This window comes from Chromobacterium subtsugae, assembly GCF_001676875.1.
GTDB classification, from domain to species: Bacteria; Pseudomonadota; Gammaproteobacteria; order Burkholderiales; family Chromobacteriaceae; genus Chromobacterium; species Chromobacterium subtsugae.
Map to the genome: position 1 here is coordinate 57,469 of NZ_JYKA01000011.1, position 22,959 is coordinate 80,427.

A 22,959-nucleotide genomic window follows, 5' to 3' on the forward strand; every position below is an offset into this window, starting at 1 on the left:
CATGCAAGACGTGGTGCTGTTTGACGAACTGACTACCGGCGACGGCCATCGCATCGCCATCGCCACCCTGAATGCCGAGAAATCGCTGAACGCGCTGACGCTGGACATGATCCGGCTGCTGGACGCCCGCCTCACCATCTGGGAGCGCGACGCAGGCATCGTCGCCGTGGTGCTGCGCGGCGCCGGCGAACGCGCCTTCTGCGCCGGCGGCGACGTGCGCAGCCTGCGCGACAAGCTGATCAGCGAACCGCACTATCCCAATCCGCACGCGGTGGCCTTCTTCACCGAAGAATACACGCTGGACTACCGCATCCATCGCTACAGGAAACCCTTGATTGTATGGGGCGGCGGCATCGTGATGGGCGGCGGCCTGGGCCTGATGGCCGGCGCCGGCCACCGCGTGGTCACGCCGGCCACCCGCATCGCCATGCCGGAAATCACCATCGGCCTGTACCCGGATGTCGGCGGCAGCTGGTTCCTGCAACGGATGCCGGCGCACCTGGGCCTGTTCCTGGCGCTGACCGGCGCGCCGCTGAACGCGCACGACGCGCTGATCGCCAACCTGGCCGACCATGTGCTGGCAGCGGACGCCTATCCGGCGCTGCTGGAGGCCTTGCAAGCGGCAAACTGGGGCGACGACGCCCATGCTCGCCCGGCCTTGGTCAGCGCGCTGCTGAACCAGTTGGAGGGCCAGCTGGGCGACGCGCTGCCGGCGTCCAATGTCGAGCGCAATCTGCTGGCGGTGCACCGGCTGATGAACAAGGGCGACCTGGCCGCCGTCAGCGCCGCGCTGAGCGAAACGGCGTTCGAAGACCCATGGCTCGCTGACGCCGCCAAGAACTTCCGCCACGGCTGCCCCACTTCCGCCGCCGTCAGCTGGGAAATCCTCAACCGCTCCAAACACATGTCGCTGGCCGAGGCGCTGCGGATGGAACTGGCGCTGTCGGTCAACTTCTGCGCCCGCTCCGACTTCCCGGAAGGCGTGCGCGCGCTGCTGGTGGACAAGGACCGCAATCCGCATTGGAGCCGGCAGTTGGCCGACATCGACCAGGCCTGGGTGGACGGCCACTTCGATTCGCCGTGGCGCGAAGCCGACCACCCGTTGGCTGGCTTGAAATAACAACGACAAGCATAAAGAGGAGAACCGCATGGAAAACATCGCCTTCATCGGCCTGGGCAATATGGGCGGGCCGATGGCCGTCAATCTGCTGAACAAGGGCTTCAAAGTCAGCGCTTTCGATCTGTCGGCCGACGCGCTGGCCCGCGTGGCCGCCGCCGGCGGCCGGGCCGCGTCCAGCGCCGCCGACGCGGCGGAGGGCGCTAGCGTGGTGATTTCCATGCTGCCGGCCGGCAAGCACGTGGCTGGGCTGTACCAGAGCGACGACGGCCTGTTCGCCAAGCTGCCCAAGGGCGCGCTGGTCATCGATTGCAGCACCATAGATGCCGGCACCGCGCGCAAGGTGGCCGAGGAAGCGGCCGCCCGCGGACTCTCGATGCTGGACGCGCCGGTATCCGGCGGCACCGCCGGCGCGGCGGCCGGCACCCTCACCTTCATCGTCGGCGGCGCGGCGGACGATCTGGAACGCGCCCGCCCGATGCTGGAAGCGATGGGCAAGAACATCTTCCACGCCGGCGGCCCCGGCGCCGGCCAAACCGCCAAGATCTGCAACAATATGCTGCTGGGCATCCTGATGGCCGGCACCGCCGAAGCGCTGGCCCTGGGCGTGAAGAACGGCCTGGACCCGAAAGTGCTGTCGGAGATCATCAGCAAAAGCTCCGGCCGCAATTGGGCCACCGAGCTGTACAACCCCTGGCCCGGCGTGATGGAAAATGCGCCGGCCAGCCGCAACTACACCGGCGGCTTCATGTCAGAACTGATGTTGAAGGACCTGGGCCTGGCCGAAGAGACCGCGCTGCAAAGCCACTCCGCCAATCCGCTGGGCGCGCTGGCGCGCAATCTGTATGAAGAGCACGTGCACCTGGGCAACGGCAAGCTGGACTTCTCCAGCATCGTCAAGCACTTCCACCGGCTGGACGGATAACAGGTCTAGATATCTGCCACATAAAATATGACGTGTGATAGATTGAATCCCGCGTCTGCGGACGGGAGGCCCAGGGCGGCCTCCCGTTTTGCATGAAGACGCGATAAAGTATCAACAAAAGCAAAGTCTGCAAGGATGAACATGCCTCAACTGCACGCCCTGAAGAGCATCGCCGCCGCCACGCTGCTGGCCTGCGCCCTGCCCGCCGCCGCAGGTTATCAGCAACCTCCGGCCAATATCCTCAAAGCGATGCGCGCGCCATCGCTGCCCGGCCCCAGCCTCAGCCCGGCCAAAGACAAAATGCTGCTGGTCGCCTGGCAGGAATACCCATCCATCGAACGCGTGGCCGCTCCGTATCTGAAACTGGCCGGCACCCGCGTGGAAACAGCCAACCGCAGCAAACACGACACCCCTGGCGGCTACGGCATCGCCCCCTGCGCCGAAAGCTTCAAACTGGTGACGATTCCCGGCGGCAAGGAAACCGCCATCGCCCTGCCGGCCGGCGCCTGCCCGGACGCGCCGATCTGGTCGGCCGACGGCAAGCGCTTCGCCTTCGCCAACGCCACCCGCGACGCGGTCGAGGTATGGGTGGGCGACGCCGCCAGCGGCAAGATCCGCAAGATTCCCGGCATCCGCCTCAACCCGATGCTGAACGACGAACTGCAATGGATGCCGGACCAGAAAACCCTGCTGGTCAAGGCCGTGCCGGCCAAACTGGGCGCCGCGCCCGCCAAACAGGCGGCGCCGGATGGCCCGAACGTGCAGGAAGCCGATGGCGAAACCGGTCAAAGCAGCACCTATGAAACCCGCGACACCCTGTCCAGCCCGCACGACGAGGCGCTGTTCGACTACTACGGCGCCTCGCAGCTGACGCTGGTGGACGCCGCCAGCGGCAAAACCGCCTTGCTGGGCAAGCCGGCCATCTACGATGCCGTCGACCCCGCGCCGGACGGCAAGCATGTGCTGATCAGCCGCATCGCCAAGCCCTACTCCTACGTCACCACCTACGAGCGCTTCCCGCATGAGGTGGAGGTGTGGGACATCACCAGCCCCGCGCGCATCGCCACCCATCACATCGCCTCGCAGCCGCTGGCCGACCGCGTGCCGGTGCACGGCGAGCCGCTGGGCCCGCGCGACTTCTTCTGGCGCGCCACCGACCCGGCCACGCTGCTGTGGGCGGAAGCGCTGGACGGCGGCGACTGGCAGAACACTGCGCCGGCGCGCGACAAGGTCATGCAGCTGAAAGCGCCGTTCACCGCCAAACCGGCGGAAGTGCTGCGCACCACGCAACGCTTCGCCGGCATAGGCTGGACCGAACGCGCCGATACCGCGCTGGTGAGCGAAGTCGACCTCAACAAGCACTGGCGCCAGACCCGCGTCGTCAACCTGGACGATCCCAAGCAGCCGGCCAAGCTGCTGTGGGACATGGCTTACGACAACCGCTACGCCGATCCGGGCAGCCCGGTGCACCGCACGCTGGCCAACGGCGAGCGGGTGATCCAGCTGGACGGCGACGCCATCTACCTGGCCGGCGCCGGCGCTTCGCCGCAGGGCAACCGCCCCTTCCTCGACAAATTGAACCTGAAAACCGGCGTCAGCCAGCGCCTGTTCCGCAGCGACAAGTCCGCATTCGAGCGCTTCATCGCGCTGTCCGGCAAGGACGCCGGCAGCTTCCTCACCTGGCGCCAGACGCCGACCGAGGCGCCCAACGCCTTCCTGCGCAAGCTGGGCGCGCCGGTCAGCGCCGACAAGGGCGAAGCCGCGTTCGCATCGAGCGAAACCGCTGTCACCCATATCGTCGATCCGACGCCGGAACTGCGCCAGATCAAGAAGCGGCTGGTGAAATACAAGCGCGCCGATGGCCTGGACCTGTCGTTCACGCTGTACACGCCGCCGGGCTACAAGGAAGGCACCCGCCTCCCCGCCATTCTCAACGCCTATCCGCTGGATTACGCCGACGCAGCCAGCGCCGGCCAGGTCAGCGGCTCGCAGCAGACCTTCACCCGCCTCTACCAGTACAAATACCTGCTGCTGGCCGGCTACGCCATCATCGACCAGGCCTCGTTCCCGGTGGTGGGCGACCCGAAAGCCGCCTACGACACGTATCTCGATCAGTTGAAGATGGACGCGGAAGCTGCGGTGGGCGAAGCGGTGAAACTGGGCGTAGTGGACCCGGACCGCGTCGCCGTCACCGGCCACAGCCACGGCGCGCTGATGACAGCCAACCTGCTGGCGCACACCGATCTGTTCCGCGCCGGCGCGGCCACCAGCGGCTCTTACAACAAGACGCTGACGCCGTTCGGCTTCCAGAGCGAGCGCCGCTCGGTATGGGAGGCGCCGGAGGTCTACCGCAAGGTGTCCACCTTCTTCTACGCCGACAAGCTGAAAACGCCGATCCTGATCGTGCACGGCAGCGATGACGCCAACCCCGGCACCACGCCGCTGCAGGCCAGCAAGTTCTACGAGGCGATCCGCGGCAACGGCGGCACCGCCCGCCTGGTGATGCTGCCGCACGAGCCGCATTGGTACGCGGCGCGCGAATCGAACGAGCAACTGGTGTACGAGATGCTGAGCTGGTTCGACAAGTACGTGAAGAACGCGCCGCCGCGCGCGGCCAAAACCGCGCAAAGCCAGCCGGCGCCGGCCCAGCCGTAAGCGCGCCGGTCCAGCAAAGCAAACGCCCCGCAATGCGGGGCGTTTTCGCATCCGGGGTCAAGCCGGCACGTTGATGCGGCGCCGGACATGCTGCAGATGGGCGATGATGGTGAAGCTCATGATCACCAGCAGCGACCAAGCGCTCCACTTGCCGACGTGGACGATCGACCAGGCGCCCAGCTGATGAGGGTAACGCCACACGCCGTAGAAGGTGCCGATGTTTTCCGCCAGCCAGATGAAAAAGCCGATCAGCACGAAAGCCAGCAGCAGCGGCATGCGGCGCTCCCGATCCAGCGGCTGGAAAATCACGGTGGCGCGCGCGTATAAACCCAAGGCGCAGGCGGCGATATACCAGCGATAGTCGCCGATATAGTGGTGGGAGAAGAAATTGGCGTAGATCAGCGCCGCCACCATCGCCGCCATCCAGTACGGGGGGTGGTGCTCCACCCGCAATTTCAACAAGCGCCAAGCCTGGATGATGTAGCTGCCGACCGCCGCGTACATGAAACCGGAAAACAGCGGCACGCCGAACAACTTGCTGTAGGCTAAATCCGGATAACTCCAGGACTGAATGCCGCTTGAGGTCTTGAACGCCTCCAGCGCGAAGCCCAGCAGATGGAACAAGGTGATCGCCTTCAGTTCGTCCAGGCTCTCCAGTCCGGTCCACAACATCCACCCCTGGATCGCCAGCGCGATCAACAACAGCAGGTCATAACGCGGCACGCCCAACCAGCCGCCGCGCGGCGTCAGGAATATCGCGGCGAAAAACAGGCCGGCGAATAGGCAGGCCCGCATTTCCTTCAGTCCGAAAAACCAGAACTCGCGGACCGACAGCCGCCAACCACCCAATCCGCCGCCGCCGCGCGACAACAAATACGCGTCCAAGTCTCGCAAATGACGCCGCCCCGCCGCTTCTACCCGCATTCACTCCGCCTTTCACGCCGGGGCAGCGGCCAACCAGCTACCCGTCTCAAAGAGAAACGGCCATTTTCAAGACTCCCTCCGGCGTTTGCAATACTCGCCTCAGCCCCGCCGCGCCGCCTTGTTGCGCACCTTCCACTCCCGCCGCTGCTGCTGGCGCTGCAGCGCGGTCTGCTCGTGACGCTCCAGCTCGCGCCTCAGCTTGTGGTAGTTGCGCAGCCGGTCTCCCGCTACGCCCTCCCTCACCGCGCAGCCTGGCTCCTCGCGGTGAGTGCAATCGCGGAACTGGCAGCGGCCGGCCAATTCCTCGATATCCGCGAAGCTGCCGGCCAAAGCGCCGGCGTCGGGCGGCGCTTGCAGGGTGCGCACGCCAGGCGTGTCGATGATGCAAGCGCCGTCCGGGCATTTCAGCAGCGTGCGCGCCGTGGTGGTATGGCGGCCGCGGCTGTCATCCGCCCTCACGCCGCCCACCGCCTGCGTCTCCTCGCCCAATAGCGTATTGCTGAGCGTGGACTTGCCGGCGCCGGACGAGCCCAGCAGCACCAGCGTCTGGCCCATGCCCAGCCACGGCCGCAAAGCGTCGCGGCAGGCCGGATCGGTGCCGTTCAACAACAGGATGGGCGGCAACGGCCGCAGCCGCTGCTCCAGCTCGGCCAGCCTGGCTTCGGCGTCCGGGCACAAGTCCGCCTTGCTCAATACCACCACCGGCGCCACGCCCGCCGCCGCGGCCAGCCCCAGGTAGCGCTCCAGCCGACGCGGGTTGTAATCGCCGTCCAGCCCCATCACCAGCAAGGCGGTATCGACATTGCTGGCGTAGGCCTGGCGCGCGCCTTCGTCGTTGACGCGGACCAGCTGGTTGAACGGTTCAAGGCGCTCAAGCAAGCGCCAGGGCTCATGCTCCCGCGGCTGGCACAGCGTCCAATCGCCCACCGCCAACTCGGCGTGAACGCCGGGCAAGGCATGCGCCTGCCGTTCCTCTTCGCCATCGTGCACCCATGCGCAGTCGCGCTGCACCCGGCATACGCGCACCAGTTGCCAGTCGTCATCGCCGGCCATGGCCAGCGCTTGTTGCAGCAATGCCGGCGTCAGGCCGATGGCGGCCAGACGCGGAAAATCGAAATTCAGCATGAAAACTCCAGTGAACGCTCTCCCGCCGATGCCGCATGCGCAGCCCGCGGCTCAGTCAAGCATTCGAAAATGGATAGGGAATCGCGCCTGATGGACAGGCAGAGTCATCGCGCGGGGTCGATGTTTAGGGAAATGCCGGGGAACGGCCGCCGAGCGGCGCCGCTTAAAACAGAGAAACTATCGAAAAATGAAACGACCGGGGCGACGGTTCAGCCGGCATGCCCTTGAAATTGAATATCGCGGCTCATTGGAATCTCCTTCACGCTGTCGGATGGGAAAGCGCATTATGCCAATGAGGCATGCCATTCGCAAGCCAACCCTCGCCATCCGGCTACGGCAGCAGCGTGCGCGCCGGCTGCGACCAGAATGCCGCATCCAGCGCATAGTCCCGCTCGCGCTCCGGCTCGCCGGGATTAGCCAGCACCAGGTGCAGCCTGGGCGCGCCCGCCGCCGGCAACGCCAGCTGCCATCCGGCCAGCGTGTGTTCGCGGCCAGCGCGCCACAGACTGTTGTCCGGGCCGTCATGGCGGTCCCGGCTCAGCTGTTCGAATTCAGCCAGCGTGTGCGCCGGATTCTGATCCAGCAATAGTCGAACGCGCGCCAACCGCGCCTGGCTGCTGGGACCGATCTTCTGTTCCCCGTCCAGCAAGGACGTGTCGAAATAATGATTGGTGTGCGCCAGGGTGCCGTTTTGCTGCCGGGTGACGCGGTAACGGCCATGCTGGCCGATTTCCACCTGCATCAGGCCGCCGGCGTCGGCCAGCAACAGGAACACCGGCCGAACCTGGGAGAACAGCTGATCGGCGGCGGCGGCCACTTCGTCCAGCGAGCCGTAATCGCGCAGCAGCCGCGTCAGAACGCCATGGCGCGAGCTATCCTGCCGCAACGCCCGCGGCAGGCTGCTGGCCTCGGCCCCGACCACCGCCAGCCCCTTCTCGTTGACCCCGGCCTTGATTCCCGGCTCGCTGCCCGTATCGGCGTACAAGCCCAGGTAGGCATGGCCATGCGCCGGATGATGCAGCCGCAGCGACTGGACATGGTCCGGCCGCCAGTCGCGGTTCTTGGCCAGCAGCGTCCCATCCGCGCTGGCCGCGCCCGCCGCTCCCCACAGGGTGCAGGCTGCAGCCGGCCCGCCAAGCCACGCCATCCACAAGACCAACGCCAACCGCGCCATCCGCATGCTCCGCTCCCAAGGCCCCCCGTGGCCTGTCGCAGGCGCAAACGGGCATTTATGGCCAACATAAACAATACAAATTCTACCCAACGACGACAATCCCCATTGCGTTAGCATAAGTGTATGTCAGACTGACTGCTCGGCTTCCTTCAACCTGCGACGCGCCATGCGCTTACTTACGCGATGGCCCATCCGCCCGAAACTGCGCGGCCAAAGCCCAATTGCTCCAATGCGACGATTATTGAACGAATTCCTTCCCGCCGGCCGCATAAACCGCACCGGTTTTCTATGGCGGCACGCCATCGTTCTGCCGCCGGCCTTGTGGCTGGCCCGCCAGGCGGATAGCCTGGCCTGCTCCGCCGGTACGCTGGCCTCGGCGCTGCTGCTGTTATTCCTGATCAGCGCCTGGACAAGAAGGCTGCACGATCTGGACCGCTCCGGCTGGCGCTTGCTGTTGGCCGCGCTGCCCCTGTTCGGCCCCATCATCCTGATCGCAACCTGCCTGCGTCCCGGGCGCGCCATCGCCAACCGCTACGGTTCGGCCCCGGGATTGCGCGAAGACTACACCACCGTTCAAGCCTCATGAGCCATCACCACATCGTCAACGACGTGACGCGCCTGAATCCCGTGCGCGTCATGGCCATCATCGCCCCGGAGTCCGTCGCGGACGTGCAGCAGGCGCTGCGCCGCACCAATGGTCCGGTTTCCATCGGCGGCGGCCGCTACAGCATGGGCGGGCAAAGCGCCAGCCCGGGCAGCCTGCACTTCGACATGCGCTCGCTGAACCGCATCCTGTCGTTCTCGCCGCACGAGCAGACGATACGGGTGCAGGCCGGCGTCCGCTGGTGCGACATCCAGCGCTTCATCGACCCGCATGATCTGGCGGTCAAGACCATGCAAACCTACGCCAACTTCACCGTGGGCGGCTCGGTCAGCGTCAACTGCCATGGCCGTTACGTGGGTCTGGGGCCGCTGGTGCTCTCCGTGCTCTCGCTGCTGATCGTGCTGCGCGACGGCGAAACGGTACGCGCCAGCCGCGACGAGAACGCGGAGCTGTTCTTCGGCGCCATAGGCAGCTATGGCGCCCTGGGCGTGATCGTGGAAATCGAGCTCAGCCTGACCGCGAACAAGCGGGTGAAGCGCCAGCACAAAGTGATGCCGCTGGCCGACTACTGGACTTATTTCAAGAATGCGGTGCGCGACAATCCTCAAGCCGTCTTTCACAATGCCGACCTCTACGCGCCGCGCTACGGCACGGTTCGGGCGACCAGCTGGATGGAAACCGACGAGCCGGCGACCACGCCCGACCGGCTGTCCCCGCTGAAGAAGTCCTACCCGCTGCACCAGTACGTGCTATGGGCCATCTCGGAAACGCCCTTCGGCAAGGAAAGGCGCGAAAAGCTGCTGGACCCACTGTTGTACTGGCGGAAAAAAGTGCATTGGCGGAATTTCGAGGCCGGCTACGATGTGGCCGAGCTGGAGCCGCCATCCCGCCAGCACCGCACCTATGTGCTGCAGGAGTATTTCGTGCCCGTCGCGCAGCTTGAGGCTTTCGTGGCGCGCATGGGGGAGATTTTGCGCCGCCATCGGGTCAATGCGCTGAACATCTCCATCCGGCATGCGATGCCGGACCCTGACACATTGCTGGGCTGGGCGCCGGTGGAGACGTTCGCCTTCGTGCTGTATTACAAGCAGCGCACGCGGGAAAACGCCAGGAGCCGGGTCGCCGTCTGGACCCGCGAGCTGATCGACGCCGTGACCGCGGTCGGCGGCAAGTACTATCTGCCCTACCAGCCGCATGCCACCCACGCGCAATTCCACCGCGCCTATCCGCGTGCCGAGCAGTTGTTCGAGCTGAAAAAGCGCCTGGATCCGGACTTCCGCTTCACCAATGCCTTATGGGACAAGTACTACCAAGCCTGGCTCGCGCGCGGACAAGCCGCGCCCCTTCCCGCCCCGGCGTCCGAATTCCATCAGGTGTTTGACGATGTCGGCCTTTCCGACGCGTTCTACCGCTTCCTGCAAACGGTGTTCCGCATCGCCCCGGAGGACAGACTGCACCAGCTGATCCGCGAGGCCTGCCGGCATTGCGGCGATGAAGAAAGCGTTTACCGCTACCTCCAGCAACGCTTCGCCGGCATTCGCCCCGCGCTGGCCGATCTGCGCTATGCCGTGCCGTCGCTGTTGCGGCAAAAGCGGGAAATGACCCGGCAGACCCTGGCCTTGCTGAATGGCCGGCGCCGCTTCGACGGCTACGCCGAAATCGGCTCCAAAGGGCGTTATTACCGGGGCTTGGCCGCGGCGCTGGACATCCGCGGACCGCGCTTCTTCATCGATGAGCATGCGCAAACCTTCTCGCCGGCCGACATCCTGGAACGCGGCCAATTCAAGCGCCTGCCCCGGCACCTGCCGCTGAACGACTACGCGCCCATCTGCCCAAACGCCATCCCCGACGCCAGTCTGGACCTGCTGGTCTGCTATGTCGGCTTGCATCACATGACGCCGGACACCCTGACGGCCTTTCTGGCCTCTGCCGCGCGCGCGTTGCGCCCCGACGGGCTGTTCATCGTGCGCGACCATGATGTCTGCGACGACAGCATGCGGGCGCTGGTTTCGCTGGCGCACACGGTTTTCAACGCCAGCCTGGGCGAAAGCTGGGAAACCAACCAACGCGAGCTGCGGTATTTCGCGCCGGTCGCGCACTGGTCGCGCTGCCTGCGGACAGCGGGCTTCGAGGACAGCGGCCAGCGGCTGCTGCAAGCCAACGACCCGACGGCCAATACCCTGCTGTGCTTTGTCCGCCTCCCGGCGGCGGACGCCGCGGCAAGGAGCGCATCGTGAGGCCGCCGCGCCGCTGGCTGGCGCGCGCCGCGTTGACGCTCGTCCTTGCCCTGCCCACCGCAGGAAGCGCCGCCGCCCCGGCGGAATATCGCCGCCCGCCGGAGCAGACCTACCTCACCTTTCCCGAATGGTATCTGGTGCACAGCCCGGCCGAATATGCCGGCTACCTGCAAAGCGGCGCGCCTCCCAGCGGCTTTCCCTTATTCGCCCACATCGGCCAGTTCTGGCAAGGCTATGCCGCCATGACCCGCGAAACGGAACGCTATCCGTTCAACGGCGGCTACCATCTGATGGTGATGGTCATCGGCGCCAGCACCACCATCGAATACGGCATCAAGGGGCTTTACGAACAAACCGTGGGCCGGCTGGCGGAAGCCAGCCGCGGAACCGGCCCGATGCTGCCCGAAGAGCGCTTCGCCGCGCGCTATGCCCGCGACTACGTCGACTTCATCCGCGTTGACCCCTGGTACCAGTTCGATTTCTTTTCCCGGCTGCGCCAATTGTGGCAAGGTTCCCTGCCGCTGGACGGAAACCATCCGCTCCGCCGCTGGGAGCGGCGTTACCTGCTGAGCAGCGAGCTGCTGGCCAAAGGGATTACGGCCAGTTGATCAAGTTGGCGACCCGCACGGTTTACGATGAGGCCAAACCTCAAACCGCCGTCGTCCTGCGCCACGCGCCGCCGGCCTCAGCCGATCGCCGCAACTATATCCCGCAAGCCGCTCAAGATGGCCTCACGCCCGCCCTGCTGCCTCGCTATCAAGCCTTCCAAGACTATAGCCTGTGGCTAGCGCGAAACGGCGCGGACTTCCAGGAAATCGCCGGCAACCGCGGCGAAATCCTGATCAGCCTGCTGGCGCCTGACGCCTGGCGCGCGCCTGGCGACGGGCGGCTATTGCTGGAGCAGCCGATATTGACCCAGCCGGGCCGCAAGCGCGCGCTGGTCGCCGTGCCGGTAGGACAATTGGCCGGCCTGCTGCGCCTGAGCGCCGCGCAAGCCGGAGTCGACCTGGAGCATGTGTACGATTATTGAGGCCAGGGCCAGGCGTCAGGACGGGAATGCGTACTCCAGCATCTCGTCGCCGTATTTGTCGACTCGTCCGGTGGCGGTCCAGCCCAGGCGGCGGTAAAAACCGTGGGAGCGCACCGCCGGATCGCTGCTGCAGCCAAGGAACAGCCGCTGGTGGCCAGCCTCGCGCAGGCTGGCCATCACCTGCGACAGCAGCGTCCTGCCCGCGCCCATGCCTTCGTAATCGGGCAGCAGGGCCAGCACCACCACTTCGCCGCTTGCCGCGTCGCCAAAGCAGTAGCCGATGATGCGGCCGCCAGCCTCGGCCACCACGCTGGGCAGCTCGCCGACGCGCACGCTTTGCGCCCAGCTCGCGCGCGTGATGCCCAGTTCGTTCAGCCTGGCTTCCGAAATGGCGTTTTCGCGGGTCTGGCCGCGGATGACGACGCAGGCCGGCACGTCGTCCGGACGCGCGGCGCGATAAAGGATGGGACTCATGTATTTTTTCTCTTTGAAAGAACGATGAATGCTGGGGTCGGACCCGGCCACGTTGAAGAAGGTTCGCCATAACATACCCGAACCGCGGCGAATATCGACCCCGCCAGTCGCAAAAACAAGCCGCGAGATCCGTTTCCAGTTCCCGCGGCTGTTTTAGGCCAGAGGCCGCCAGCATGCCTGCGCCCACATTCGAAATGATTTTTTCCCGCGTTAGCTCTCCGCGCCCGGATCTTTGGCGCGCACTTCGTAGCCCCGCGCCTGGATCGCTTTCACCCACTCGCCGATGGCGATTTCCACCAGTGCCGGCTGGCCGGCGAAGCCGAACTCGATATGCATCTCTGGGATCGCCTCATTGCCGAAACTGGGCAGGCTGGACAGTTTCAACGCCGGATAGCGGGCGCTGAATTCCTGCATCAGGCCGATCAGATCGCCCTCGCGGGCCTGGATCGCGATGCAGGATTTTTCGATGTCGGGCTGGTCGTTGAACAAGTGGCGGCAGTGCGTGTCCAGCACCCACTCCGCCATCGGCCAGGCCATGCTGGGGAAGCCCGGCACAAAATGGACGCTGCCGTGGGAAAAGCCGGCGATCTGGTTGACCGGGTTGGGAATGATGGCCGCGCCTTGAGGGAAATGACCCATCTGGATGCGGTGCGGATAGGCGTCGGCGCCGAAGCGCGCCTCGATCAGCGCCTTGGCTTCCGGGTGCGGCTCCAGCGGCAGGCCCAGCGCGCGGGCGGCACAGACGCGGGTATGGTCGTCCGGCGTGGCGCCGATGCCGCCGAAGCTGAACACCAGGTCGCCGCTGGCGAAAGCGCGGCGCAAGGCGGCTTCGATGCGGGCGGGATCGTCGCCCAGATATTCCGCCCAGGCCAGCTTGATGCCGCGCGCGGCCAGGATGCGGATCAAGGCCTGCATATGCTTGTCCTGGCGTTTGCCGGACAATAGCTCGTCGCCGATAATCAGCGCGCCGACTTGCATGCTTTTACTCCTGTTTGGCACAACCAGAGCGAGTTAACTCGCCGTGATTGTTGATGCGTGGCTCAGTACTCCCGGTCGTTTTCCGGAAGTCACGGATATCAATGCTGCAGAACTACTGCAATCCATCCTTGGTTTCCTGAGCGGAACCAACCAGGCACCCGCTCGTATTCATCCATGAGATCACAAAATCAGCGTCAGTTTCACTCGCTGGCGCAGCTTGATCAAATGCCGAGAGACATTCCTCGTGAGATGCCCGATCCGCCTTGCTAACGGAAATCATGACTCCGACGCTTCTCCCAGCGTCTGCTGATTCACTGTGGCGGCGAAGAGCTGAGCCAAGGCTTGTTTCCAATCATTTTTCCCATTCAGAATAGCGGCTATTCACGGTTTAACGCCGCCCTCTTCCAGCATGCGCCGGCACACGGCGTAGCAATCGTCGATATGGCTGTTGCCGATGTATTTCATCGCGGCGAAGCCTATCGCCGCATTGGCCGCCCAGCCCAGCACCGGCACCAGCTTCAACGCCTGCTTGCCGGCCCAGCGCCCGCTGATGCGGCGAACCATGGCGGTCAGCAACGCGCGGCTGACTTCCAGGCCCAACAGCGCGCTGCCGGCGCGGCGGATCAGCTGATACAGCAGCTGCTTGCGCGCCGCGTCGTAGCCGGCGATCTGCGCCGGCGCCACGCCGAAGCGCTGATTGATCGCCGGAATCAGCCGCAGCAGGATGGCCACGTCGGCGGCGACATCCATCCCAGGCGCGGGCAAAGCCGAGGCACCAGCCGATAGCGCCGCCCGCCCGTTCACCAGCGCCCGGCATTCGTCGCGGATGGCGTCCAGTTCATCCAGGCTGGCCGGCAGCATTTCAGTGCGCCTCGCCCACTTGCGGACCGGCCAACGCGTCCTTCGGCATCGCCAGTTGCTTGACCACCGCCTGCGCGGCGGCGAAATCCGTCGTGGCGATCACGCGCCGCCAATCTTCGGCGCCGCTCTTGGCCGCCATCCGCTCCAGCCGCTCCGCCAACTTGGGCTGCGGCGGCGGAACCAGGGCGGCCAGCATCGTATCCGCCTCTTCTGGCTGATTGCAGACCAGCACCATGTCGCAGCCGGCGGCCAGCGCCGCGTCGGCGCGCTGCACGTAAGTCCCCGCGCCGGCCGCGCCGGCCATGTCCAGCGCGTCGGAGAAGATCACGCCGTCAAAGCCTATCTTGTCGCGCAGGATGTCGCTCAGCCACACTTTGGAGAAGCCCGCCGGTTGGCCATCCACCGCCGGATACAGCACGTGGGCCGGCATCACCGCGCCCATGCCGGCATCAGCCAGGCGGGCGAACGGCACCAGGTCGTCGCGTTCGATCTCGGCCAGGCTGCGCTCGTCCCGCGGCATCAGGTGGTGGCTGTCGCCTTCCACATAGCCGTGGCCGGGATAGTGCTTGCCGCAGCTCATCATGCCGCCGCGGCCCAGCCCCTGCTGCAGCGCCTCGGCCAGCGCCGCCACCGCTTGCGGATCGCGGTGGAAGGAACGGTTGCCGATCACCGCGCAGCGCTCCCAGTTCAGGTCCAGCACCGGGGTGAAAGACAGATCGATGCCGCAGGCGGACAGCTCGGCCGCCAGCACGTAGCCGACGGTTTCCGCCTGCTTCAGCGCCTGTTCGCGGTCTTCATCCCAGGCTTCGCCCAGCACATTCATCGGCGGCAGCCGGGTGAAGCCGTCCAGGAAGCGCTGCACGCGGCCGCCTTCGTGGTCGACGGCGATCAACAGGTGCGGGCTGCGCAAGGCGCGGATCTCGGTGGTCAGCGCGCGCAGCTGTTCGATGTTCTGGAAATTCCGGCGGAACAGGATCAACCCCCCCACCAGCGGATGGGACAGCCGGGCGCGTTCCTGTTCGGTCAGCGCGAAGCCGGCGACGTCCACCATCACCGGGCCGCGCGGCAGATTCAAAGTCGTTTGGGTCATGGTTCATCCTCGACCATAGGGGCAGGCATCGCCGCCACGGATATTGCAAAGACAAGGGCGGCGGGCCATCCGTTCCCGCGGCTGCCGCGTGCCGGCGGCCCCCGCCCTACGATTCCAGCACGACGAAGGCCAGCGCGTGGCCGCGTTCGTCGCTGATGGACAGATGCATGCGCGCGACGCCGCGCGACGCGGCGAAGGCCGCCAGCTCGTCCGACAAAATCAACAAGGGTTTGCCCAGCGCGTCATGGCCGACGCCTATCGCCGTCAGCAGTGCCGGCGCCACCACACCGGTGCCCAGCGCCTTGGCGAAGGCCTCCTTGGCGGCGAAACGCTTGGAGAGGAACCGCGCCGGTTCGGCATGCGCGGCGAATTCAACCTGTTCCGCCGCCGTCAACAGCCTCCGTCCCGCCTTGGCGCCCCAGCGCTGGCACCACGCCTCCATCCTGGCGATCTCCACCAGATCGGTGCCGATGCCGTAAATCATGCCCGCGCCTCGCTACCGCGGCGCAGCCACAGCCAACGCGCCGTCCACAGCGCCAGGCACGGCAGCCAGACGTAGGCGAATTCGGTATACACCACGCGCCAGCCCTTGGCGCTGAACCAGCGTTTCAGGCCTAGCGGCGAGCCTTCGATCAAGCGCCAGTCGCTCAGGTAGCGGTGGCCGGACCAAGGCATGAACAAGGCCGGACCGAAGCTGGCGTCGCAAATCATGTCCAACGCCGCGTGCGAAGCCGCCGCCAGGAATAGCAGCGTGGCCGCAGCCGCCGCGCTCAGCCCCATCCGCCGCCAGAGCGGGCGGCACAGCCAGGTCAGCACGCCGGCGATCAAGGCCGCGGCCGCCAGCGAATGGGAAAAGCCGCGGTGCCCCCACGGACTCTCGTAGGGAATGCCCAGCTTGAAAGTCACCACGTCCAGGTCCGGCAGCATGGCGGCCGCGCCGCACAGCGCCAGCCAGGGCAGCATGCCCGGCGTGGAGACCGGCTTGCGGCTGGCCAGGCCGGCCAGCGTGGCGCCGGCCAACGCGTGGGTGAAGACGGTTGGCATCAGCGGGCGCTGTCCATCAGCGCCTTCATCTCGCGCACCGCCTGCGGGAAACCGACGAACAGCGCGTGGGCGACGATGGCGTGGCCGATGTTCAGTTCCGCGATCTGCGGGATGGCGGCGATGGGCTTGACGTTGTGGTAGTTGAGGCCGTGGCCGGCGTTGACCACCATGCCGAGGCTCGCGCCGAACGCGGCGGCCTCGCGGATGCGGGCCAGCTCGGCCTCGCGTTCCTTGGCGTGCGGCGCGTCGGCGTAGGCGCCGGTGTGCAGCTCGATCACGCGCGCGCCGGCGTCGTGGGCCTTCTGGATCTGCGCGCGGTCCGGGTCGATGAAGATGGAGACGCGGATGCCGGCTTCGGCCAGCTTGCCGGTGTAATGCTTGACGTCGTCGAAGTGGCCCCGCACGTCCAGGCCGCCTTCGGTGGTGACCTCCTCGCGCTTTTCCGGCACCAGGCAGACGTCTTCCGGCGCCACTTCCAGCGCATGCGCCAGCATTTCCGCCGTCATCGCCATTTCCAGGTTCATCCGGGTTTTCAGCACCGGACGCATCGCCTTCACGTCGGCGTCCTGGATATGGCGGCGGTCTTCGCGCAGATGCAGCGTGATCAGGTCGGCGCCGCTGGATTCGGCCACCAGCGCGGCCTCCACCGGACTAGGGTAGCGGGTGCCGCGCGCCTGGCGCAGGGTGGCGACGTGATCGATGTTTACGCCCAACAATATCATTTGCTTCTCCCTTGTCTTGACGCCATCAGTCCGACAGGGACTGGATGGCCTGCAATAATTCGCGCGCCGCCAGCGGTTCGTCGCCCAGCAGGGCGTCCAGCCAGACCCGGCTGAGCTGCCGCGCCTGGCGGCGGGTGGCGTGTTCGGAATAGTCGTCGGCGTCTATCGCCAGCAGCGCCGCGCCGGACAGCCGCGCCGCCTTGCCGGCCAACTCCAGATGCGGCTGCTCGTCCAGCTCCGGCATGGCCGCGTTGCGGCACAGGTAGTGGCGCTCGGCGTCTATCTCGTCGCCGCGGCTGTCGCGCTTCAGCGACGGCGCGTAGCCCAGCACCTGGCTCAGCCGCAACTCATAGCGGCGCAATACCGGCGACAGCGACGGCCGCGCGGCCAGGTCGCGCACCGCGGCGTCGTAAACGGAAAAAGCCCGCGGCTCGGGGTCGTCCCGCGCCGTGAGCTTCATCATCAATTCATTCAGGTAAAAGCCGCAGACCAGCGGCAGGCCGGACAAGGGCCGCACCCCGCCGTCCCAGTCGGCGCCGTGCAGCGTGCGCAATTCTCCCTTGCCGAACCACGACAGGGTCAGCGGCTGGAACGGCAACAGCACGCCGCGCAGGTCGGAACGCGGCCGCCGCGCGCCGCGCGCCACCAGGCTGAAACGGCCGTGGTCGCGAGTCAGCACTTCCAGCAGCAGGCTGGTCTCGCGATAAGGCTGGGTATGCAGAATGTAAGCGGGCTGCTTGTCCACCCTGCCCGGCTGGCTCATGCGCTGGATTCCCGCGGATCGATCCGGCTCACCAGGAAGGACAGCTCCGGCGCCGCGTCATCCGCGCCCCTGCCCTGCCGCGCCAATTGCTCGGCGCGGGCGCGCCAAGCCGCGATGGCCTCGACCGAATCCCAATACGTGACCCGGCCTTCGCCGCCCAGATAGCCCGGCTGCGCCGCCGCCAGCCGCAGCACGCAGCGGGCCGGATCGGAGCGGGCCGCCTCCGCCGCCAGGCTGACTGCCCAGCAGGCCTGCGGCGGCCGCGTTGTCATGGAAGCTGCCACGGCCGCTCAGTTCAGGCCGAACTCGCGCAGGAAGCGGACATCGTCGGCCCAGCCGGACTTCACCTTCACCCACACCTGCAGAAATACCTTGCCGTCGAACAGCTTTTCCATGTCGAGGCGGGCCTCGGTGGAAATCTTCTTCAGCTTCTCGCCGGCCTTGCCGATGACGATGGGCTTCTGATGCTCCTTGTCCACCAGCACCGCGATATGGATGCGGCGCAGCGCGCCGTCCATCTCGAACATTTCCACTTCGACGTTCATCTCGTACGGCAGCTCTTCGCCCAGATAGCGGAACAGCTTTTCGCGGACGATCTCGGCGGCGAGGAAGCGCTCGTTCTTGTCGGTGACCATGTCCTCCGGATACAAGGGCATGGATTCGGGCAGGTGCGGGCGCACCTGGTCCAGCAGCTCGGCCAGGCGCTGGCCGTGCTTGGCGCTGACCACTTCGACGCCGGCGAACTCGAACTCGGCCGTCACCTCATTGATGAAGGCCTGCAGCGTCAGCTTGTCCTTGGCCTTGTCCAGCTTGTTCACCACCAGGATCACCGGGGTCTTCTTCGGCAGCAGCGCCATCACTTCCTTGTCGGCGGCGGTGAAGCGCATCGCCTCCAGCAGGAACAGCACGCAGTCGACGCTGCCGAGCGAATCCTTGACGCTCTTATTCAGCGCCTCGTTCAGCGCGCCCTTGTGGTAGGTCTGGAAGCCCGGGGTGTCGACAAACACGAACTGCGCCGCGTCTTCGGTATGGATGCCGGTGACGCGGTGGCGCGTGGTTTGCGACTTTTTCGAGGTGATGCTGATCTTCTGGCCGATCAGGTGGTTCATCAGCGTCGATTTGCCCACGTTGGGGCGGCCGACGATGGCGACAAAGCCGCAGTGGAAAGGGGTATCGGTCATGATTTTTTCTTGCTCGCAGCGAATTTCTGTTCCAGCAGGGTCAGGGCCGCTTCGGCCGCCTGCTGTTCGGCGGCGCGGCGGCTGCCGCCGTCGCCGGTGGATATCAGGGCCAGCTCGCCCAGGTCGCACTCCACCTTGAACCATTGCTCATGCGCCTCGCCGCTCTGCGACAGGATGCGGTACTTCGGCAACTGCAGCTTGCGCGCTTGCAGCGCTTCCTGCAAGCGGGTCTTGGCGTCCTTGGCCTGGCGGGTGGTGTCTATGGTCGACACCCGCTGGTCGTACAGGCGGCGCACCACTTGTTCGGCGGCGCCGAAGTCGGCGTCGAAGCTGACGGCGGCGAAAGTCGCCTCCAGCGCGTCGGCGAGGATGGACGGGCGGTTGAAGCCGCCGCTTTTCAGCTCGCCCTCGCCCAGGTACAGGTAGTCGCCCAGTTTCAGCTCATGGGCGATTTCGGCCAGGGTGTTTTGATTGACCAGGTTGGCGCGCAGCCGGGACAGTTCGCCTTCGGTCAGTTGCGGAAACTGGTCGAACAGCATCCGCGCCACGGTGTAATTGAGAATGCTGTCGCCGACGAACTCGAAGCGCTCGTTGTTGGCGCTGCTGTAGCTGCGGTGCGTCAGGGCCTGGCGCAGCAATTCCGGTTTCTGGAAAGCATAATCCAGCGCCTGGGACAGGCGCCGGAAACGGTTGTCGATTTGGGTCACGATGTTGTTATTGGGCAGGCGGTTGACCTGCCTGGGTGTCGAAATTGAAAAGCAGGCTGACGTTGCCGAACAGCGGCACCTCGCGGTGATACTGGGCACGCAGATAGTTGCCGTTGCCGCCGGCGACCACGATCAGGTTGTCGCCCTTGATCGAGACGATTCCGGCCACGCTGGCCTTGGCGTCGAACTCCTGGCGCAGCGTATGCTCGCCGACATTGGTCTCGGTGGACAGCGCGCTCAGCGACGACTTGACGTCGCCGTATTCGGAATAAACCGGCACCACCTTGAACACCAGCAACAGCGCGAAGCCGACGAGGGCCAGAACCAACAAAACCGCAATTACCGACAAACCTTTCTGCTGCCTCATGCGCCTCTCCTGGTCATGGCCGCCCGCGCGGCCTTGAGTTATTTTACCTGGGTGCCGATACGCGACAGATTGCCGAAGTTCATCCAGATCATGAAGGCCTTGCCCACCATCAGCTTGTCGTCGACGAAGCCCCAGTAGCGGCCGTCGGAGCTGTTGTCGCGGTTGTCGCCCATCATGAAGTAGTGGCCCTGCGGCACCTTGCAGACGAAGCCGTCCTCGTCATAGCGGCAGTTGTCGCGGTAGTCGAAATCTCGCACCTGGCTAAGCGCCACCACCGGCGTGCCGACATTGTTCAATACATGGTAGGTCTTGCCGGCCTGACTTTCGCGGTATTGATTGGCCGTGATGGTCTGCAGGCCCAAGTCCTTTTCCAGGTAGTCATAGCTGCCGTCCGGCACATCCTGCAGCGGCTTGCCGTTGATGGTGAGCCGCTTGTTGCGGTATTCCACCGTGTCGCCCGGCAGGCCGATCACGCGCTTGATGTAGTTGATCTTCGGTTCCGGCGGGTAGTTGAACACCACCACGTCGCCGTGCTCCACCTTGTTCACCGGGATCAGCACATTGTTCAGCACCGGCACGCGGATGCCGTAAGTGAACTTGTTCACCAGGATGAAATCGCCGACCACCAGGCCCGGACGCATCGAGCTGGACGGAATCTGGAACGGCTCCACCAGGAAGGAGCGCAGCACGAACACCACCAGGATCACCGGGAAGAAGCCGCGCGAGTAATCGACGAAATGTCCCGGCTGGGCGCCGCTGGCGGCGCGCTTCTTCGCCAGCAGCCACTTGTCCAGGGCCCAGACCACGCCGGTGATCAGCACGAACACCAGCATGACCGCGGTAAAGCTCATATAGCTGGACAGCAGGCCGAAGCCGCCGATCACCAGGGCCAGATAGCCCCACTGCACGGACTGCGGCCAGTCCTTGTCGCCGTCCTGCTTCTTGCCGCCCAGCGCCACCAGGATGGCGCCGACCACGGCCGCCGCCACGAACCCCCAGAACAAGTTTGCACCCACTTATTTGTCCCCTACTTGAAGAATCGCCAGGAAAGCCTCTTGCGGGATTTCCACGTTGCCGACCTGCTTCATCCGCTTCTTGCCGGCCTTTTGTTTTTCCAGCAGCTTTTTCTTACGGGTGATGTCGCCGCCGTAGCACTTGGCCAACACGTTCTTGCGCAGCGCCTTCACCGTTTCGCGGGCGATGATGTGGCCGCCGATGGCCGCCTGCACCGCGATGTCGAACATCTGGCGCGGGATCAATTCGCGCATCTTGGACACCAGCTCGCGGCCGCGGTACACGCTGGAAGCGCGGTGCACAATCAGGCTCAAGGCATCCACCTTCTCGCCGTTGACCAGCACGTCCAGCTTGACCAGGTCGGCGCTCTGGAATTCCTTGAACTCGTAGTCGAGCGAGGCGTAGCCTCGGCTGGTGGACTTGAGCTTGTCGAAGAAGTCCATCACCACTTCGTTCATCGGCAGGTCGTAGGTCAGCATCACCTGGCGGCCCATGTACTGCATATTGCGCTGCGAGCCGCGCTTCTGGTTGCACAGCGTCATCACTGCGCCGACATAGTCCTGCGGCACCAGAATGGTGGAGGTGATGATGGGTTCGCGCAAATCTTCATACTTGCCGGAATCCGGCATCCGCGACGGGTTGGACACCACTTCCACCGTGCCGTCCTTCATCACCACTTCGTAGTTCACCGTCGGCGCGGTGGTGATCAGGTCCATGTCGAACTCGCGCTCCAGCCGCTCCTGGACGATCTCCAGGTGCAGGAGGCCGAGGAAGCCGCAACGGAAGCCGAAACCCAGCGCCTGCGACACTTCCGGTTCGTACTTCAGCGAGGCGTCGTTCAGCTGCAGCTTTTCCAGCGCGTCGCGCAGCGCTTCGTAATCGTGGCTTTCCACCGGGTACAGGCCGGCGAATACCTGCGACTGCACGTCCTTGAAGCCCGGCAGCGCCTCGGCGGCCTGGTTGTTCACCAGGGTGATGGTGTCGCCGACCTTGGCCGATTTCAATTCCTTGATGCCGGCGATGACGAAGCCCACTTCGCCGGCGCTCAGGCTGGGTTTCTGCACCGATTTCGGCGTGAACACGCCCACCTGTTCGCACAGGTGCTCGGCGCCGGTGGCCATGAACTTGATCTTGTCCTTCGGCTTCAGCGAGCCGTCGATCACCCGCACCAGCATCACCACGCCGACGTAGTTGTCGAACCAGGAGTCGACGATCAGCGCCTTCAGCGGGCCGTCCGGATTGCCCTGCGGCGGCGGGATCTTGCTGACCACTTCTTCCAGGATGTCTTCGATGCCGATGCCGGACTTGGCCGACGCGCGCACCGCGTCCACCGCCTCGATGCCGATGATGTCTTCGATTTCCTGCGAGATGCGCTCCGGGTCGGCCGCCGGCAGGTCGATCTTGTTCAGCACCGGCACCACTTCCACGCCCAGCTCGATGGCGGTGTAGCAGTTGGCCACGGTCTGGGCTTCCACGCCTTGCGACGCGTCCACCACCAGCAGCGCGCCTTCGCAGGCGGACAGCGAGCGCGACACTTCGTAGCTGAAGTCCACGTGCCCCGGGGTGTCGATCAGGTTGAGATTGTAGATCTGGCCGTCGCGCGCCTTGTAGGTCAGCGCGGCGGTCTGCGCCTTGATCGTGATGCCGCGCTCTTTCTCGATGTCCATCGAGTCGAGCACCTGGGCGCTCATTTCGCGCAGCTCCAGGCCCCCGCAGAATTGAATGAAGCGGTCGGCCAGGGTGGATTTACCGTGGTCGATATGGGCAATGATCGAAAAATTTCGGATGTTCTTCATCGGTTTCCAGCAAAAGATAAGGGCACGCGCGCGTGCCCGAGGCTGCTGACGGATGGCCGCTCCGGAGGCGCGCCGGCGGAGGGCCATGATCCTGGCGCGTCCGACGGCTGCCGGAAGCCGATCAGCAATCGGGGGCGCGGCCAGCGCGCCCCCGGTTTAACTCACACTGGC

Annotated in this window: 24 protein-coding genes; 7 read left to right on the top strand and 17 right to left on the bottom strand. The window is 65.4% G+C overall.

All coding sequences use genetic code 11. From position 1 onward, the window contains the following. The first annotated feature begins 1 nt into the window (after position 1). The 3 genes from MY55_RS14405 to MY55_RS14415 all read left to right on the top strand — a co-directional run bounded on the left by MY55_RS14405 (position 2) and on the right by MY55_RS14415 (position 4,697). Positions 2-1,120, top strand: a complete 1,119-nt coding sequence (locus tag MY55_RS14405; RefSeq protein WP_047237319.1) for an enoyl-CoA hydratase/isomerase family protein — start codon at positions 2-4, stop codon at positions 1,118-1,120. A gap of 28 nt (positions 1,121-1,148) precedes the next feature. Next, positions 1,149-2,042 carry a 3-hydroxyisobutyrate dehydrogenase gene (gene mmsB / locus MY55_RS14410; protein ID WP_043580085.1) on the top strand — a complete coding sequence of 298 codons (894 nt, stop codon included), beginning with the start codon at positions 1,149-1,151 and terminating at the stop codon, positions 2,040-2,042. A gap of 141 nt (positions 2,043-2,183) precedes the next feature. Beyond that, positions 2,184-4,697 (top strand): alpha/beta hydrolase family protein, encoded by a 2,514-nt coding sequence (locus MY55_RS14415; RefSeq protein ID WP_244270686.1) that lies wholly within the window; start codon positions 2,184-2,186, stop codon positions 4,695-4,697. A 57-nt stretch (positions 4,698-4,754) separates the two neighbouring features. Here the strand turns inward: MY55_RS14415 and MY55_RS14420 are convergent, their stop codons facing one another. The 3 genes from MY55_RS14420 to MY55_RS14430 form a co-directional block, all read right to left on the bottom strand. Beyond that, positions 4,755-5,621: a DUF817 domain-containing protein gene (locus MY55_RS14420; protein ID WP_065202585.1), complete on the bottom strand. Its 867-nt coding sequence runs from the start codon at positions 5,619-5,621 to the stop codon at positions 4,755-4,757. Positions 5,622-5,720: 99 nt separating this feature from the next. Beyond that, positions 5,721-6,746, bottom strand: a complete 1,026-nt coding sequence (gene rsgA, locus MY55_RS14425; protein ID WP_043580076.1) for a ribosome small subunit-dependent GTPase A — start codon at positions 6,744-6,746, stop codon at positions 5,721-5,723. A gap of 331 nt (positions 6,747-7,077) precedes the next feature. Further along, on the bottom strand, positions 7,078-7,920 hold the full coding sequence (locus MY55_RS14430; RefSeq protein ID WP_047258385.1) for a carcinine hydrolase/isopenicillin-N N-acyltransferase family protein: 843 nt from the start codon (positions 7,918-7,920) through the stop codon (positions 7,078-7,080). A gap of 241 nt (positions 7,921-8,161) precedes the next feature. Here MY55_RS14430 and MY55_RS14435 point away from each other — a divergent pair, with 241 nt between their 5' ends. From MY55_RS14435 to MY55_RS14450, 4 genes are read left to right on the top strand one after another with little or no spacing between them, the layout of a single operon-like run. Next, on the top strand, positions 8,162-8,506 hold the full coding sequence (locus MY55_RS14435; RefSeq protein ID WP_047237022.1) for a DUF805 domain-containing protein: 345 nt from the start codon (positions 8,162-8,164) through the stop codon (positions 8,504-8,506). Further along, entirely contained in the window at positions 8,503-10,761 is a 2,259-nt protein-coding gene (locus tag MY55_RS14440) for an FAD-binding protein (RefSeq protein WP_065202586.1), read from the top strand. Before MY55_RS14435 ends, MY55_RS14440 begins: the two co-directional genes overlap by 4 nt. Further along, a complete protein-coding gene (locus tag MY55_RS14445) occupies positions 10,758-11,369 on the top strand; it encodes a hypothetical protein (protein WP_065202587.1) in 612 nt (203 codons plus the stop codon). The genes MY55_RS14440 and MY55_RS14445 overlap by 4 nt, the downstream gene beginning before the upstream one ends. Next, positions 11,366-11,791, top strand: a complete 426-nt coding sequence (locus MY55_RS14450) for a hypothetical protein (RefSeq protein WP_065202588.1) — start codon at positions 11,366-11,368, stop codon at positions 11,789-11,791. Before MY55_RS14445 ends, MY55_RS14450 begins: the two co-directional genes overlap by 4 nt. 15 nt (positions 11,792-11,806) lie before the next feature. On the opposite strand, the gene MY55_RS14455 is transcribed toward MY55_RS14450, so the two are convergent. From MY55_RS14455 to lepA, 14 genes are all read right to left on the bottom strand, one after another. Continuing rightward, positions 11,807-12,265 (bottom strand): GNAT family N-acetyltransferase, encoded by a 459-nt coding sequence (locus MY55_RS14455; RefSeq protein ID WP_047244038.1) that lies wholly within the window; start codon positions 12,263-12,265, stop codon positions 11,807-11,809. A 210-nt stretch (positions 12,266-12,475) separates the two neighbouring features. Continuing rightward, complete coding sequence (locus MY55_RS14460; RefSeq protein ID WP_043580069.1) at positions 12,476-13,243, bottom strand: competence/damage-inducible protein A; 768 nt, start codon at positions 13,241-13,243, stop codon at positions 12,476-12,478. Positions 13,244-13,624: 381 nt separating this feature from the next. Next, on the bottom strand, positions 13,625-14,104 hold the full coding sequence (locus MY55_RS14465; protein WP_043580063.1) for a hypothetical protein: 480 nt from the start codon (positions 14,102-14,104) through the stop codon (positions 13,625-13,627). 1 nt (position 14,105) lies between these two features. Further along, complete coding sequence (nagZ, locus tag MY55_RS14470) at positions 14,106-15,194, bottom strand: beta-N-acetylhexosaminidase (RefSeq protein ID WP_065202589.1); 1,089 nt, start codon at positions 15,192-15,194, stop codon at positions 14,106-14,108. A gap of 106 nt (positions 15,195-15,300) precedes the next feature. Continuing rightward, the gene (acpS, locus tag MY55_RS14475) at positions 15,301-15,678 is read right to left on the bottom strand and encodes a holo-ACP synthase (RefSeq protein WP_065202590.1); all 378 of its coding nucleotides are present in this window, start codon (positions 15,676-15,678) and stop codon (positions 15,301-15,303) included. Continuing rightward, positions 15,675-16,238, bottom strand: coding sequence for a metal-dependent hydrolase (locus MY55_RS14480; RefSeq protein ID WP_043580057.1), 564 nt, complete (start codon positions 16,236-16,238; stop codon positions 15,675-15,677). The genes acpS and MY55_RS14480 overlap by 4 nt, the downstream gene beginning before the upstream one ends. After that, positions 16,238-16,960 (bottom strand): pyridoxine 5'-phosphate synthase, encoded by a 723-nt coding sequence (gene pdxJ / locus MY55_RS14485; RefSeq protein ID WP_043580056.1) that lies wholly within the window; start codon positions 16,958-16,960, stop codon positions 16,238-16,240. The genes MY55_RS14480 and pdxJ overlap by 1 nt, the downstream gene beginning before the upstream one ends. A gap of 25 nt (positions 16,961-16,985) precedes the next feature. Then, positions 16,986-17,723 carry a DNA repair protein RecO gene (gene recO / locus MY55_RS14490; RefSeq protein WP_043580055.1) on the bottom strand — a complete coding sequence of 246 codons (738 nt, stop codon included), beginning with the start codon at positions 17,721-17,723 and terminating at the stop codon, positions 16,986-16,988. Beyond that, a complete protein-coding gene (locus tag MY55_RS14495; protein WP_052258367.1) occupies positions 17,720-17,995 on the bottom strand; it encodes an antibiotic biosynthesis monooxygenase family protein in 276 nt (91 codons plus the stop codon). The genes recO and MY55_RS14495 overlap by 4 nt, the downstream gene beginning before the upstream one ends. Before the next feature lie 18 nt (positions 17,996-18,013). Next, the gene (era, locus tag MY55_RS14500; RefSeq protein ID WP_043580050.1) at positions 18,014-18,904 is read right to left on the bottom strand and encodes a GTPase Era; all 891 of its coding nucleotides are present in this window, start codon (positions 18,902-18,904) and stop codon (positions 18,014-18,016) included. Beyond that, on the bottom strand, positions 18,901-19,611 hold the full coding sequence (gene rnc, locus MY55_RS14505) for a ribonuclease III (RefSeq protein WP_043580049.1): 711 nt from the start codon (positions 19,609-19,611) through the stop codon (positions 18,901-18,903). Before rnc ends, era begins: the two co-directional genes overlap by 4 nt. A 7-nt stretch (positions 19,612-19,618) precedes the next feature. Further along, positions 19,619-19,978 (bottom strand): DUF4845 domain-containing protein, encoded by a 360-nt coding sequence (locus tag MY55_RS14510; RefSeq protein ID WP_043580045.1) that lies wholly within the window; start codon positions 19,976-19,978, stop codon positions 19,619-19,621. A gap of 38 nt (positions 19,979-20,016) precedes the next feature. Then, positions 20,017-20,994 carry a signal peptidase I gene (gene lepB / locus MY55_RS14515; protein WP_043580044.1) on the bottom strand — a complete coding sequence of 326 codons (978 nt, stop codon included), beginning with the start codon at positions 20,992-20,994 and terminating at the stop codon, positions 20,017-20,019. Then, positions 20,995-22,788 (bottom strand): translation elongation factor 4, encoded by a 1,794-nt coding sequence (lepA, locus tag MY55_RS14520; protein ID WP_043580043.1) that lies wholly within the window; start codon positions 22,786-22,788, stop codon positions 20,995-20,997. Between the last annotated feature and the right edge of the window lie 171 nt (positions 22,789-22,959).

Bases quoted from the DNA above. Each gene is read 5' to 3' on its own strand.
- pdxJ (WP_043580056.1), bottom strand. From the start codon at position 16,960: ATGATATTGTTGGGCGTAAACATCGATCACGTCGCCACCCTGCGCCAG.
- MY55_RS14415 (WP_244270686.1), top strand. From the start codon at position 2,184: ATGCCTCAACTGCACGCCCTGAAGAGCATCGCCGCCGCCACGCTGCTG.
- MY55_RS14510 (WP_043580045.1), bottom strand. From the start codon at position 19,978: ATGAGGCAGCAGAAAGGTTTGTCGGTAATTGCGGTTTTGTTGGTTCTG.
- MY55_RS14420 (WP_065202585.1), bottom strand. From the start codon at position 5,621: ATGCGGGTAGAAGCGGCGGGGCGGCGTCATTTGCGAGACTTGGACGCG.
- mmsB (WP_043580085.1), top strand. From the start codon at position 1,149: ATGGAAAACATCGCCTTCATCGGCCTGGGCAATATGGGCGGGCCGATG.
- lepA (WP_043580043.1), bottom strand. From the start codon at position 22,788: ATGAAGAACATCCGAAATTTTTCGATCATTGCCCATATCGACCACGGT.
- MY55_RS14495 (WP_052258367.1), bottom strand. From the start codon at position 17,995: ATGACAACGCGGCCGCCGCAGGCCTGCTGGGCAGTCAGCCTGGCGGCG.
- MY55_RS14430 (WP_047258385.1), bottom strand. From the start codon at position 7,920: ATGGCGCGGTTGGCGTTGGTCTTGTGGATGGCGTGGCTTGGCGGGCCG.
- MY55_RS14440 (WP_065202586.1), top strand. From the start codon at position 8,503: ATGAGCCATCACCACATCGTCAACGACGTGACGCGCCTGAATCCCGTG.
- MY55_RS14405 (WP_047237319.1), top strand. From the start codon at position 2: ATGCAAGACGTGGTGCTGTTTGACGAACTGACTACCGGCGACGGCCAT.
- rsgA (WP_043580076.1), bottom strand. From the start codon at position 6,746: ATGCTGAATTTCGATTTTCCGCGTCTGGCCGCCATCGGCCTGACGCCG.
- MY55_RS14480 (WP_043580057.1), bottom strand. From the start codon at position 16,238: ATGCCAACCGTCTTCACCCACGCGTTGGCCGGCGCCACGCTGGCCGGC.
- recO (WP_043580055.1), bottom strand. From the start codon at position 17,723: ATGAGCCAGCCGGGCAGGGTGGACAAGCAGCCCGCTTACATTCTGCAT.
- nagZ (WP_065202589.1), bottom strand. From the start codon at position 15,194: ATGACCCAAACGACTTTGAATCTGCCGCGCGGCCCGGTGATGGTGGAC.
- acpS (WP_065202590.1), bottom strand. From the start codon at position 15,678: ATGATTTACGGCATCGGCACCGATCTGGTGGAGATCGCCAGGATGGAG.
- MY55_RS14465 (WP_043580063.1), bottom strand. From the start codon at position 14,104: ATGCTGCCGGCCAGCCTGGATGAACTGGACGCCATCCGCGACGAATGC.
- MY55_RS14455 (WP_047244038.1), bottom strand. From the start codon at position 12,265: ATGAGTCCCATCCTTTATCGCGCCGCGCGTCCGGACGACGTGCCGGCC.
- MY55_RS14460 (WP_043580069.1), bottom strand. From the start codon at position 13,243: ATGCAAGTCGGCGCGCTGATTATCGGCGACGAGCTATTGTCCGGCAAA.
- era (WP_043580050.1), bottom strand. From the start codon at position 18,904: ATGACCGATACCCCTTTCCACTGCGGCTTTGTCGCCATCGTCGGCCGC.